The organism is Tunturiibacter empetritectus, from assembly GCF_013410875.1.
GTDB classification, from domain to species: Bacteria; Acidobacteriota; Terriglobia; order Terriglobales; family Acidobacteriaceae; genus Edaphobacter; species Edaphobacter empetritectus.
On record NZ_JACCCU010000002.1, the window covers coordinates 458,318 to 472,280 of the forward strand.

A 13,963-nucleotide genomic window follows, 5' to 3' on the forward strand; every position below is an offset into this window, starting at 1 on the left:
CGCGAAAAACGGCATCCGTGCCCTCATCCACACCTCGTACGATGCAGCCTCTACCTCAGCGCGCTAACGATACCTTTTCCGCAGCTTATAGACAACGCTGAATACGCCCGACTCGTCACGCGACACCACAATCGAGTTGTCGTGGTTCAAGTCATACTGCACCTGGATCAGCTGCTGCGCCGAAGTATTCACATTCGTCGCAAACGTCGCAGTAATCTGCCGCGACAGTTGTTGCTGCACCGTAATCCTGGCCGACGACCCGCCCAGCGTCCCCACAAACGCCGGATCGATCTTCACGCTGCCTACGCCAAACAGCTTCTCCACGCGGTTGCTGACCGTAGCGTTCAATGCCCCACCCAGCAACGCGCTCGTCGTCGGATCGGTGCCCTGCTGCACCTGTCTCTCCTGGTAGAGCTGTGCCTCCTCCTGCGTCCGGCCCAGCGCCAGCAGCTGAAACACATCCGACTCGCTCAGCGGCGGCTCCGACCGATAGGTCGGTTTCAAGTTCGTCGATGTCCCATGCAGCCCAATCGTAATGTCGTAGTTCTCCACCTGCGCAGTCGCATCCAGGTCGATGATCGGGTCAATACGCACCGGATTGGTAAAGTAAATCTCCCCGCGCTGCAGTTGATACTTCGTCCCAGCAAACGTTGCGCTTCCCTCGTTGATCTCGATCCGTCCCAGCAACGAAGGGTCCGCAGCCGTCCCGCGAATCTGCAGATCGACCGTCCCCGCCAGCTTCGCATACGAGTTCTGAAAATCAAGCTGCGGAGCACTCGTCACATGCACATCCAAACGAATTTTGTTCGCCGGAGCATTTGGATCGGGCGGCGGACTCACTCCCCCTGCAGATCCGAACGCCGCAAAATCCACATCAGCCCCTACGCCAAATCGCGTAATCAGGATCGTTCCACTCAACAGCGCACTGTCCGGGCTTCCCTGCAGCTTCAGATTCGCATTCGCCGTCGCGCTCAGCCCATACAGCCGCACCCTCACCACATCGCCGGTCGCCGACAGGTCCGCATACAACCCATTCTTGTAGCGAATAGCCCCGCCGATCTTCAACGTTCCTCCGCCAGTCGTCGCAGCCAGGTTCTCCACCTGCAACCGATCGCCGTTGAACACCAGCGTACCGTTCATATTGCTCAACCCATTCGGAATTCCATCGATCGCAACATTCACCTTCTCGAACTGAACCCTTCCCGTCAGCTCCGGATTCATCACATACCCGTCAGCGCCAACAGTAAACTCCACCTTGCCGGTCGAAATAACATCCGAGTCGAAGGTATGCAGCAGCGTCATGCTCACGCTTCCGGTCGCCTTCACATCCAGCTTGCCTCCCTTTGGATCCGTCGCTCCAAACAGCTGTCCCGTCCCGCTCGCCCGCATGTCCGTATCCTGCCCGGTGATATGAACCTGCTCGAGCGTAGCCACACCATCACGCAGTCCCACCCGCAGAGGCTCCGCCGCCTTCAGCTCCACTCCCTGCAACTTCACATCCACCTGGTTGAACTCGGCTTCGCCACGCAGCGCCTTCGGTGTCTTCAGTGGCCCGCTCACTGTCGCAGTCCCATTGATCATCGACTGCGCCTTCATCGTCCCCGGCCCAAACATCCCGAGCGGTTTGCCGATATCGAGACCCGCCACCGTCATCTTCGCCTGCGTCTGATAATCCCCCGTCAGCCGCAACTCTCCCGAAGCATTCAGCTTCGCTCCCACCAGCGTCGAGTCTGCGGTAAAGTACATCACCTCTCCCTGGCTATGCGCCTCCACCGCCGCCTCGCCAATCGTCTGCCCTCGATAAGACATCCCATTCAACGTGACCTTCGCCTTCAGCCCCGGCTGCGTCATCGTCCCATTCGCATCCGCGACCAGGTCCACCGTCCCATCCACATCGTTCTTCGCCTTCTTCACCATCTCAAACTTCGACAGCTGAATATCATGCCCTTCGACATGGCCATGTAGGTGTTCCGTTCCCATGTCGTACCCGCCGTTACCTGCAATCTGCATCCCATGCACGCGCAGCACAACATTGCTCGCCTCCAAATCCTTCCCCTGCACCGTCAAATCCGCCACCGCAGACTCATACGGTTCCCCATAGGCCACCCCGTTCATCAACGAGACATGGCCACCCCCACTCAAACTCCTCAGCGTTCCCGCCGCATGCCCGTCCACCGCCACTGTTCCTGTTAGCGAAACCTTCTCCTGCTGCCCCGCAATCTGCAACACATCGACGACCTGCGCATTGGCCAGCTGCACCTTCGCATCCAGAGCCATCCCGTCGTCCCACAGATAACTCACCGCACCGCGAGGCGACACTACCTTCCGCGGCGCAATCTTGCCCTCCACATTCAGTACCGCAGTCCCGCGCTTGATCGTCGAAGTCGCCACGACAACACCCGTGTTCGGCGAGTACTCCGCATCCGTCACCAGCGAATCCAGCAACACATCCGTCGTTCCCAGCGCAAACTCCGCATTCGTCGCCTGCAGATGTCCCTTCACATCAAGATCCGCAATCTTCCCTTTCGCCGTTCCGTTGAACTGCATCGCGCCATGCAGTACCACAGGAATCGCCGCGGTACCCTTCTTTCCATTTCCTTCCAGGTCCAGCGTCGTCAGCAGTTGGTTGTACTCCGACAGGTCTCGCACCGTCATATCCACCCGCAGGTCAGTCAGTGGATCACCCTCGTTCACACCCAGAACTCCTGACGCCTCAAAGTTCGTCTGTGGCATCTGCAACGCAATCCGCTGAATTCGCACTGTCTCGTTACGACCCGTGTAATGCGCCAGAGCCTGCCCCGTCACAGGAACATCGTTCAACGCGCCCCGCCGTTTCACCCCCGTCGGCGTAAACGTCAAATTCCCATCCACCTCCACCGTATCCGCAATGTTCTTCGCCGGACCGCCCCACTCCACCTTCACCGGCCCACTCACAGCGGTATCAAATCCCAGATCGCCATAGTCCTCCGGCGCCGTCACATCCATAATGGTTCGCAGCGGAATCTTCGTAACCGTCGCAGTCAAATAAGCATGAGCCGTTTGCACCGGGGGCACCTTCGCCGTCTCGCTCATCGGAGCCTTCGCCCCAATCGTCTTGGCTGTGGTATTGGCTGTCGTTATCGCAGCCTTGGTCGAAGACGAACTCACTGCAATATCCTGCGGCGGTACCTCTCCTAGCCAGTTCACAATTCGCAGCTCACCCGCCGCGCTGCCTCCGCCAGGCAGATATCCCGTCAACGCGGTGAGCAACAACTCCGTAGGCGTCACATGCAACGTTCCACCGCCGTCGATATCATGCAGTCGCACATTCTGATCCCGGTAAGCCGCCTTATGAATCTTCGCCGTCCCCACCAGAAGATATCCAGCCACACAATCGGGATCAGGCGGCAACGGACGCAGAGGCTTCGCCGTCTCCGCAGGATGGCTTCGCCGCCAGAACGGCGGATGCTTCTGCGCCACAGCAGGTGAGGTCGTGCAATTATGCCCATTCAAATCCAGGTCCACCGTGCCCGCATTCAAACCGTCCACATCAGCAAGCACCGAGACCTGCTTGATCTCCACCGTCCCCTTCACAGTCGCCTGCCACTCCGGCCTGGCAAAGTCTTTGACGCTCCCGGTCGCATCCAGCTTCGAGCTCTTGCCCGTCGTAAAGTTCAACCGCTGTAGCTCAATCGTGTCTCTTCCCAGTTCCACCGCCAGACTCAACCCCGACTGCGCCTCCACCTGCTTGCCCATCTTCGTCCGCAGATCCTTCAGGTCGACCGTCACACCATAGCGATCCGTCGACGCAATGTAATGCACCTTCGCATCCAGATCTCGCGCAGCAAGATGGAACGGAATCGCCAAATCATTCAGCAACGCCACTCCATCCGACACCACAACCTCCTGCGCCTTCAGGTCTAGTACCGTGTCGAGAACGGGCTTGTTGCTTGTACTAGGATGCTTCGGCACCGGCTGATTCGTCTTTCCATCCTTATCCACAATCAAGTGAAACTGAGGATGCTCCACACCGAGATAGTTCAGCCGCACATGCGACGAGATGCCCGTGCCGCTGACATGCGTGAAGAAGTCGAAGATCTCCACCCGCAGCAGAACCTTATCCACCGCGAGATATGGAGCCTCTCCCGGCCCCTCCAGCCCATGAATCACCAGCCCATCGGCCTCCACCGCAAGATGCCACAGATCGAAGCTGATCTTCCCCAGCTCCACTCTTCCGCCAGTCGTATCCTCCAGAACTCTAACCACCTCTTTGCCCACTCTTCGGTTGAAGTCGTTCGTCTTCGAGTACCACGCAAACACCCCGAACAACACCAGCACCAGAACCAGCAACGCCCCCACCGTCCAGCCAATCCAAATCATCATCCGCTTCGCCAGCGATCGCTTCACCTTCGCCATCTCGCCGGCAACCTTCGCCTCGATCTCCTCTTTCTTCTCGCTGAGTTTCTTCTCCAGGTCGCTCACGGCGCCACCTCGCCCGGATTCATAATCTTCACGCTGCCTTGCACCCGCAGCGACTTCAACCAGTCCACCAGCAGCGCTCCCACCTGCTGCTGCAGCAGCACCTCTTCAATCCTCTTTGAGATCGTGTCCATCTTGGGTGGAGTCACATCTCGCTTCGCATACTCCGGTGCCATTCTCTTCTCGTAAAACTCCTTGATCTCTGCGTCTGAAATCTTGATCCCATTCCGAAACCGTACCTCAATAAACTTCAGCAACTGCATCCGCAGCCGCCACCGCTCGCGGAACTCCTCCACCGTAAATCCGTGGTCGCTAAGATACTTCTTCCAACCCTCCTCGGTCTCGCAGTGATACGCCTTGCAGTCAGGAATATCCTTCCGCAGCATCGTCAACTGCTCATCCAGCGCCTGGTCGGTGATTGCATCTTCCGGTTCCTGCTCCGCCTGCTGCAAGATCAGATCGCGATCGATCAACCGTTCAATCGTTCTCTCCCTCGAGCGATCCCCTGCAGTCCTTCGATAAGGTTGAATATCCTCAAACCGCCGCTCTTCATCGACATCGCTCTCCAGAATCACATCGCCATTCACCACAGCAACCACGCGATCCAGCACAACGCCCTGTGGCGCCGCAGCACCGGGCGTAGCAGCAGGCGCCGTACTCGTAGCCCCCGCCTGAGGTGTCGCCGTCTGCCCAGCAGCAGTCTGCAAAAACGCCCAGGCCTGCCCACTCTTCCACACGGGCGTCAGCGCAAACGCGACCAGCAGCAACCTCGAATTGTGCGTCATCCAACGCATCTAAAAGCTCTCTCCAATACTGAAAAAAAAGTTGAAGTGCGAAGCCTGCCCCTCATGCGGAGGGTTATTGTTGAAGTCGTAAATAATCGGATACACCGGCGGATTAAGGTTATAGCTAAAGTCCACGCGAATCGGCCCAACCGGCGTCTTATACCGCGCGCCCAACCCAACCGCATGGGAAAAATAATTGAAGTTGCAGGTCCCGATGATCCCTGAAACATTCGCGCACGTCTGCTTGTTCGGCTGATTGAACCGTGTAAAGCTTGGAAACATATCTTTCGCATTCTGAAACACATTGCCCATATCGTGAAAGATCACAAAGCTCACGCTATTGCCCACCAGAGGCAAAGTCTGCGCCGGCAGTCTCAGCTCAAAAGAATTCACGAATGCCGCCGACCCACCCACCGGAAAGCCGGTCTGCAAGTCTCTGGGCCCCGCACCATTGATGGGAAATCCGCGATGCGAGTTCGCACCGCCCGCATACAGCCGCTCCGGCAGCGGTATCGAATTGCAGCTCGGATTCGTCGTCAGCAAAACTCCCGCGCATGCAGTGTTTCCCACATTCGGATTTGCGCCCTGCGCCCGCTCATAGCCAATCCTCGTCTCCCGAGCAAATACATACTTCAGCTTGCCAAACTGGTAGTACGTCGAGTTCGTTCCATCCAGCTTCCAGAAGTCCGTCTGCGATCCAAACTTCGACGAAGCCACAAAGCCCTGCACCGTCGAGTACTGCCCCTTCACCGCATCCAGCGGCCCCGGTGACCGCGTGTCATGAAACCAGGTAAAGCTCGGCCCTCCTACACGCACAGGCTGCGACAGCAATGGAATTAGATCCGCAGAGACCTGCAGGCTGTTCGGATTTACCTTCACCCGCCGATAGAGAAAGTCATAGATAAATGTGTCCCGCCGCCGAAACTTCTCGGTAATGCGAAAGTCCCCCTGCAGCGTCGACGCCTGAAACGTCGTAATATCCTGCACATTTGAGTAGCCGCCTGCGATCGCCGCGCTGAAGTTCTTGCTCCCCCGCAGATGCGGATTCTGCAACGTCAACGTCGCCACCTGCTCCAGCAAACCGTACGTCGTGTGCAGCGTCAGCGAATCCTCCGACCCCCGCAGATTAATCCTCGACACATCCAGCGAAACCCGTGGGCTTACGCCGGGCTTGCCATCCGGAGACAGTTGGTTACAGGGATAGGTCAGTCCAAGCTGGATGCACGACGCCTCCGAGATCGTCCCTGTCTGCGGTGTTCCCAGCGCCGCCTCGAAGCCGAACCCATACGTCACGTTCCACCGCTTCGCCTCCGTCAACTGCAGCAACACATTCTTCTGCGGAGCGTCTCCCGCGGGATTCTGCACCGCCGCCACCACCTCGTTGAACAGCGCAATGTTGTAAAGATTTCTCTGTGTCTGCAACAGCGCCGTCTGGTCCAGCGGATCCCCCGGGTGCACCAGAATCTGCGACGCCACAACACTCGGCCTCGTCTTCTCCACCCCCGAAAGCAGCACGCGATTCACGAAGACCTGTTGCCCCTCCGTCACGTTCAGCGACACATCCGTCTTATCCGCATCCGCCGACTCCTTCGTCTGCCTTATCTCCACCTTCACCTGGTCAAATCCATTCGCCAGGTAATACTGCAACACCGTGTCGCGATCGCCTGATAGCGTCACCAGCGAAAACGGCTGGCCTGCCTGTGCATTCATCAGGCCCCGCACACTCTGCACTCTAGCCGCGTCCACTCCCGTCAAATCAACTTTGCCAAACTTCTGCTGCGGCCCCTCAACGATGGTGAACGTCACCGCAATCTCACCCACCTTCAGCTTTTTCCCGTTCTTCGCGGTCGTAACATCCTTCACATCCGTCGTCACCTTGGCCTGATCGAATCCATTCGCCCGATACAGCGCCTGAATCGCACCCACATCTCCCGACACCAGCGCCGGACTGTAACGCCCGCTCCGCTGATACGCATTCGACTTCTGCACCCGCATCCGCTCCCGCAGCAGATCGTCCGTGAAGTATTTGTTGCCCCTCAAATCCACGGCCACTACCTTGTGCTTCACCCCGCGATCCACAGTAAAAACCACCTGCTCCGCCGTCGTACCGTTCCCCACCACCCTCACATCCACCTTCGAGTCGAAGTATCCCTGCTGCTGTTCGTAGTCGCGAATGTTGAACACGCCCTCGTTCAGCAGATCGTTATCGATCGTTCCCTCCTCGAAGATAGGAACCAGCAGATGCAGCCGCCCCGTCGAAATCTTCGCCCCCTCCACCGACACCTTCACCTCAGGCCCCTGGTTCGCGTGGAACTCATAGTCCACCTTGTCCCGCGCGTCATCATACGTCTGCTTCTGCAGCGAAACCGTCGCCTCCAACCGATTCTTCTTCTGATACAGCTTCCGCAGCCGGTCCAGCGCATTGCTCGTCGTATCCCGCCGCACCTTGCTGTTCTCCTTCAGCTTCGACTTCTTCCGAAACTCCTCCGGCGTCAACCCCGTATCGTCGCCCACCAGTTTTATCTCTCCCACCCTCGCCTGCGGTCCAATTGCAACCGTATAGGTTACATTCACCTGATCGCCCGCTTCATCGGTCTCCGGCTTCACCGCCACCGTCGGCTCGTAGTAACCCTGCTGCTGCAGAATCTCCTTGATCCCGGCAGTCCCCGCAGGTATCTGCGCCTCGGTAAACGCAGTCCCCGGCGAAAGCTTCGTCGCAAACTCCAGCAGCGACGTCAGCCGTTCGCTCTTCACCCCCGCGATCGTCACCCGTCCCACGTAGTACCGAGCCAGTCCCGCAAACACCAGCGTCACCTGGTCTCCTTTGCGAATCCCGCGAACCGAAATATCCCGATACCTGCCACTAGCAAACAAACGCCGCAGGCTAGCCCGCACCTCCTGCGGATCCAGCGGCACCCCAACCTTCTGCGGCAACTCCTTCGGCAGCGTATCCGTCGCATCGAACTTCACGCCCTCAAACAAGATCTTCTCGACGACGAGCCCCTTCCACTGCCACAGCGAAGTCGTCAGCCCCACGTCTTTGTCGTCAACCGAATCCGGCTTCTCCGCAACCGGTTTTGTCTGCTGCCCCTGCGCAGGTGTCGCTCCACTCGGCACCGTGTTCAGCGTACGCGCCGGCGTTGACGCTGCCGGAATCTCCTGTCCCAGGGCCGCGCCGCCCGCAAGCCCAAATGCCAACCCCAAACTTACCCACAACCCAGCCCACACAGCCGCAGCTCCACGTCCGCACCTTACCCACCGTCGTATTCGCGCGCGACCTCGAAGCACCTGACCCAAAAAACCACCCATCATTCCTTATCTAATTTTGAGGAGACCCGACAATCCTTCACCATGCATAGGACCCGCATCCAGAGCCCGTGCAGTCGCCGTGAACTCATTCTCCCGTAGGATGCCGACAGCCAATGGACTGTCAGCCGGTTCCCCTGCACATCCGTCCTTCCCTATACTACGAAACAGCAGCCCTTTTTGGACGGACGCGACCTTCATCATGTCAAAGCATCCAGCACCCTCCCTCGAAGAACCCGCCACGAGCATCCACATCGGCACCCCCGCCACGCAGTCCCCCGCATCAGCCGCCCGCCAACCCATCCTCGATACGGAACGCTACTCCCGCCAGATTCTCTTCCCCGGCATCGGACCCACCGGCCAGCATCTTCTAGCCTCCGCCCACGTCGCCATCATCGGCGTCGGAGCCACCGGAGCCGCCACCGCCTCCCTTCTCGCCCGCGCCGGCGTCGGCACCCTCACCCTCATCGACCGCGACTTCGTCGAGCCCTCCAACCTCCAGCGCCAGATCCTCTTCGACGAGGCAGACGCCCGCGACTCCCTCCCCAAAGCAGAAGCCGCCCGCCGCAAGATCGCCCTCTTCAACTCGGGCATCACCGTCCACTCCCACATCGCAGACCTGGTCCCCGCCAACATCCACGAGCTCCTCACCCCCGCTCACCTGATCCTCGACGCCACCGACAACTTCGAGACCCGCTACCTCCTCAACGACTACTGCGTCCAGCAATCCAAGCCCTGGATCTACGCTGCCGCCATCGGCGCCTACGCCGCCACCATGAACATCCTCCCCATCCCTGTCGACTCTTCAAAAGCTGTCATTCTGAGCGATGGCGAAGCCGCCGAGTCGAAGAACCCCCGCATTTCGTCTTTACGAACGGAGCGGAGCGACGTACCCATAAAAGACGCGCTGGAATACACCCCCACCGCCTGCCTCGCCTGCATCTTCCCCAAGCCGCCCACCGGCCCCGTAGAAACCTGCGACACCGCCGGCATCCTCTCCACCGCGGTCAACCTCGCCGCCTCCATCCAAACCACCGAGGCTCTCAAACTCCTCACCAACCAGCCCGACCTCATGCGCCGCACCCTCCTCTCCCACGACCTCTGGTCCAACGAGCGCACTGAGATCAACGCCTCCAAACCCAACCCCTCCTGCACCGTCTGCGGACAGCGCCTCTTCCCCCACCTCGCCGGCGAAGGCCGCCCTCACATCACCCTCTGCGGCCGCAACTCTGTTCAAATTCACGAGCACCATCGCCCAGTCGACTTCGCTGCCATGCGCAATCGACTCGCGTCTCACGCAGACATCCACGACCTCCGCTTCAACCAGCTCCTCCTCCGCTTCCAACGCGGCCCTCACACCTTCACCCTTTTTCCCGACGGCCGCGCCCTCATACAGGGCACCACCGACATCACCCTCGCTCGCTCTCTCTACGCCCGTTTCATCGGCTCCTGATCAACGTCGTCTTCAACGCCAACCTTCTAAGTTCTTTCCCCTCAAACAACCCTTCGCGTCCGTCCTCCATCCAAGTCTTCTACGACAGAATATTTCCTCCGTTTGCGGTAGGCTCGATGCAGGCGAAAACTCGAACGTAAATGATTAATTTGTCCGGAGTCTAGCTATGGACGTCCAAGGCCTACAAATGACCCAACCAACACCACCCACTCCTGGTGTCTTCAAACGCAACCCACCCATCGCAGGGGAAGCCGAAGCCATCGAAGCCGCGAAGAACGGCGATGCAGAAGCCTTCTCCAAGCTCTACGCCCTGCACAAACGCCGCGTCTACACCCTCTGCCTCCGCATGCTCGGCAACGTCTCCGAGGCCGAAGATATGACCCAGGAGGCCTTTCTGCATCTCTTCCGCAAGATCGGCAGCTTCCGCGGGGAATCGGCCTTCTCCACCTGGCTCCACAGACTCACGGTAAACCTGGTGCTCATGCACCTCCGCAAGAAAGGCCTCAACCTGGTCTCCCTCGAAGAGACCATCAACCCTTCGGAAGAAGACGCACCCAAGCGCGACTTCGGCAGCCGAGACCTGGCCCTCACCGGCTCAGTCGACCGCGTAGCCCTCGAGCGTGCCGTAGCCTCTCTGCCCCCCGGCTATCGCATGGTCTTCGTTCTTCACGATGTCGAAGGCTTCGAGCACAACGAGATCGCCACCATGCTCGAGTGCTCAACCGGCAACAGCAAGTCGCAGCTCCACAAGGCCCGCCTCAAACTTCGCGAACTCCTCCGCCAGCCTGAACCAGCTGCCCAGCCAAACGGCCTCAAGGAGGTAGCGGTATGACGGAATTCAAATCTCTCGACTTCGACACCATGACTCCCGCCGACTTCGAGAATTATCTGCCCGAGTTCTTTGCCAACGGAGATGGCCACGTCAGCACCGATCCGCGCCTCCAGACCTTCCTCGCGAATAATCCCGACTGCGCCGCCCTCGTTCGTGACCTCGAAGCTATCGCCGACCAGGCCCGCAGCCTCTTCGAACCCACCGAAGACCAGGACCCCAGCGACGCTGTCTGGAGCAACATCCAGAACAAGCTGAAGCAGGGCACCGCTGGCGAAGACGACCTCCCAATCCCACAAACTGTCTAGCGAATTATCTGGCAAAACCGCACCGACGCAAGCAGCCCAGCCTCCGCAGCGTCATCGCAGAGGCTGGGCTGTTCTGCTCTTTCCAGTGCAAGCTGTGCGTATATGGACTCCTCCGTCCACTTACGGACATCGTTTCTCCGAAGCCACACAGCGAAAACCCTGCAAACACCGCGAAATACGAGTCAATTAGCGCTCAACCGCCTCATTTCATTTGGTCACTCACATGCACTCACTCCAGCGGGTCCAATAGGCTGCGCAAGGAGTCTGCATGAGATCTCTCCTTCAAGACGTACGCTACGCTCTCCGCCAACTCTTCAAGAGTCCCGGCTTCGCAGCCACCGCCATCCTCTCCCTCGCCTGCGGAATCGCCGCAACCTCAGCCGTCTTCAGCGTGGTCTGGGGAGTCGTCATGAACCCCTACCCCTACGCCGCCCCCGACCGCATGGTGCACTTCGCCCTCGGAGGCGCCACAGCCAACGGCTACAACGGCGTAGCGATCACAGCCACCCAGTGGCAACAACTCCGCAAAGTCCCAGCCATCGAGGACTCGGTCCTGATGAACTTCAAAAACATGACCATCACTGGAAGCGACCTGCCGGAAGACGTCCACAGCACCCTGATGACGTCCAATGGCTTTAACTTCTTCGGCGTGCCCACCCTGCTCGGCCGAGGAATTCTGCCATCGGACGCAAGCGACGACCGCGATCCGCAGCCAATCCTCGTGATCAGCTATAAATTCTGGCAGCGCCGCTTCAACGGCGACCCCACCCTCATTGGCAAAACCATTCAACTGGATCACCAGCCCTACAACGTAGTAGGTGTTGCCGCAAAGCGCTTTACCTGGGGCGACGCCGATGTCTATCTACCCATGAAGACAACTGCAGGCACCGACGCCTACCAGGTAGAGGCCCGCCTCAAGCCCGGAGTCAGCCACCACCTCGCCGAACAGCAACTCCAACCGCTCCTCACCCAGTTTGAAAAGGAAACCCCACGAAGCTTTCCTCCCAACCCTGGACCATTGACCGTCATCGGCCTCAACGATCAGTTCATGAAAGCGATCGGCCCCTCCCTCGCGCTCCTCTTCGGCGCCGTGCTCCTGCTCCTCGCCATCGGCTGCGGCAACGTCTCGATCCTTCTGCTCGCCCGAGGTGTGGCCCGCGAGCATGAGTTCGCCGTTCGCGCCGCCATCGGCGCATCGCGCGCACGCATCGTCCGTCAGCTCCTCACCGAAGCCCTCCTGCTCTCAGTCACCGGCGCCGCGCTGGGAGTGCTCCTCGCCTATAAGCTGCTCGCAGGCATCATCGCGCTCCTGCCCCAATACTCCTTCCCCCACGAGGCCGCCTTCGCCATCAACCTCCCCGTGCTTGCCTTCTCTGTCGTGGTCTCCCTGCTGACCGGGATCTTCTTCGGCCTCTGGCCTGCGCTGCGTCTCTCCCGCCCCGATGTTCGCGAGGCCATGCAGACCGGCACCCGCAAGGTCGCCGGCACAGTCAGCGGCCGGGCTCTCCACAACGCCCTCATCGCCGGCCAGATCGCACTCACGCTCCTGCTCCTCTCCGCCGCCGGCGCAGCCGTCCAAAGCTTTCTCAAGCTCGCCCACACTCCTCTCGGATACGACCCGCACAACACCATGTCGATCGGTCTGCCCATTCGCGAGTCCGCCTACTCCACCCTCCCCGCTCGCATCGCCTACGTCGAACTCCTCCGCAACAAAATCGCCGAGATCCCCGGCGTTCGCATGGTAGCCATCTCCGCCAATGCCACGCCGCCAAACAACGGCCTCAACTCGCCGATCGAACTCCTGGGCCAACCCTCCTCCCAGGACCGGAAAGCGCGGATCAACTTCGTCAGCGAGGGATACTTTCCGCTGCTCAAAATCTCCCTGCTCCAGGGCCGCCTCTGGACCGAATCCGAGAACCATAACGCAAACCCCGTCGCGGTCATCAACCAGACCTTCGCCCACAAATACTTCCCCAACGGCGATGCCATCGGCCACTCCCTCACGATAGGGGCTCTCAAAAACGCGCCTCCAGAGGTCACCCCTCAACCAAGTGCAACGGGCTGGATCCAGATCATCGGGGTCACCGAAGACAAGCTCGATGATGGCCTGCGTAATCCAGTCGCCCCCGAGGCCTTCATCCCATACACCCTCGCCATGTGGGGCTACACCCAGTTCCTGGTCCACACCGACGGCCCACCCACCGCCATGATCCACACCATCGGCCAGCAGGTCGCCTCCGTCGATCACGACCAACAGATAGGCCAGTCGGTCCTGGACCTCGAACACTGGATCAGCACCCAACCCGAGTACGCCCAGGGCCAGCTCCTCTCCTGGCTCTTCGCCGGATTCGCCATCCTCGCTCTCCTTCTCGCCGCCGTCGGCCTCTACAGCGTCGTCTCCTACACCGTCTCGCAGCGCACCAACGAGTTCGGCATCCGCATGGCCCTCGGTGCCCCGCGCGGCAGCGTACTCGAGTTAGTCGTCCGTTCCGCCATCACAAGCGTCGGCGCCGGCGTTGCGATAGGAATCCTGCTCACCATCCTGCTGCAAAAAGGTCTGGCTCACTGGGCTGCGGCAACCAACCAGACGCTGACTCCTCTGCTCTTCGCCGTCGCCATCCTCGCATCCGTAGTCCTCATCGCCAGCGGCATCCCAGCCCGCCGCGCCACTCAAGTAGAACCAATGGAAGCCCTCCGTTACGAATAACCCTCCGACTGCCGTGTCGCCGTTGCTTCGCATTCGCATTGTCGTTCCCCCGTTACCCAAAATTGTCGTTCCCTGCTACCCAAAAAAGGATCGTCATTCTGAGCGAAGTTGCTCACG

Annotated in this window: 7 protein-coding genes; 4 read left to right on the forward strand and 3 right to left on the reverse strand. The window is 59.7% G+C overall.

The features are described 5' to 3' along the window. Positions 1-63: 63 nt before the first annotated feature. The 3 genes from HDF08_RS14190 to HDF08_RS14200 are packed head-to-tail and all read right to left on the reverse strand — an operon-like array spanning position 64 to position 8,441. The gene (locus tag HDF08_RS14190; RefSeq protein ID WP_179639300.1) at positions 64-4,461 is read right to left on the reverse strand and encodes a translocation/assembly module TamB domain-containing protein; all 4,398 of its coding nucleotides are present in this window, start codon (positions 4,459-4,461) and stop codon (positions 64-66) included. Beyond that, entirely contained in the window at positions 4,458-5,252 is a 795-nt protein-coding gene (locus HDF08_RS14195) for a peptidylprolyl isomerase (protein ID WP_179639301.1), read from the reverse strand. Before HDF08_RS14195 ends, HDF08_RS14190 begins: the two co-directional genes overlap by 4 nt. After that, the gene (locus HDF08_RS14200; protein ID WP_257031137.1) at positions 5,253-8,441 is read right to left on the reverse strand and encodes a POTRA domain-containing protein; all 3,189 of its coding nucleotides are present in this window, start codon (positions 8,439-8,441) and stop codon (positions 5,253-5,255) included. A gap of 307 nt (positions 8,442-8,748) precedes the next feature. On the opposite strand from HDF08_RS14200, the gene HDF08_RS14205 reads away from it, so the two are divergent. The 4 genes from HDF08_RS14205 (at position 8,749) to HDF08_RS14220 (ending at position 13,846) form a co-directional block, all read left to right on the forward strand. After that, positions 8,749-10,002 (forward strand): ThiF family adenylyltransferase, encoded by a 1,254-nt coding sequence (locus tag HDF08_RS14205; RefSeq protein WP_373563225.1) that lies wholly within the window; start codon positions 8,749-8,751, stop codon positions 10,000-10,002. Between the two features lie 166 nt (positions 10,003-10,168). Beyond that, positions 10,169-10,834 carry an RNA polymerase sigma factor gene (locus HDF08_RS14210; RefSeq protein WP_179639303.1) on the forward strand — a complete coding sequence of 222 codons (666 nt, stop codon included), beginning with the start codon at positions 10,169-10,171 and terminating at the stop codon, positions 10,832-10,834. Then, complete coding sequence (locus tag HDF08_RS14215) at positions 10,831-11,139, forward strand: hypothetical protein (protein ID WP_179639304.1); 309 nt, start codon at positions 10,831-10,833, stop codon at positions 11,137-11,139. The genes HDF08_RS14210 and HDF08_RS14215 overlap by 4 nt, the downstream gene beginning before the upstream one ends. Positions 11,140-11,407: 268 nt before the next feature. After that, positions 11,408-13,846 carry an ABC transporter permease gene (locus HDF08_RS14220; protein ID WP_179639305.1) on the forward strand — a complete coding sequence of 813 codons (2,439 nt, stop codon included), beginning with the start codon at positions 11,408-11,410 and terminating at the stop codon, positions 13,844-13,846. Positions 13,847-13,963: the final 117 nt, after the last annotated feature.

Excerpts from the sequence above, each read along its gene's own strand:
- HDF08_RS14195 (WP_179639301.1), bottom strand. The coding sequence starts at position 5,252 with ATGCGTTGGATGACGCACAATTCGAGGTTGCTGCTGGTCGCGTTTGCG.
- HDF08_RS14210 (WP_179639303.1), top strand. The coding sequence starts at position 10,169 with ATGGACGTCCAAGGCCTACAAATGACCCAACCAACACCACCCACTCCT.
- HDF08_RS14215 (WP_179639304.1), top strand. The coding sequence starts at position 10,831 with ATGACGGAATTCAAATCTCTCGACTTCGACACCATGACTCCCGCCGAC.
- HDF08_RS14220 (WP_179639305.1), top strand. The coding sequence starts at position 11,408 with ATGAGATCTCTCCTTCAAGACGTACGCTACGCTCTCCGCCAACTCTTC.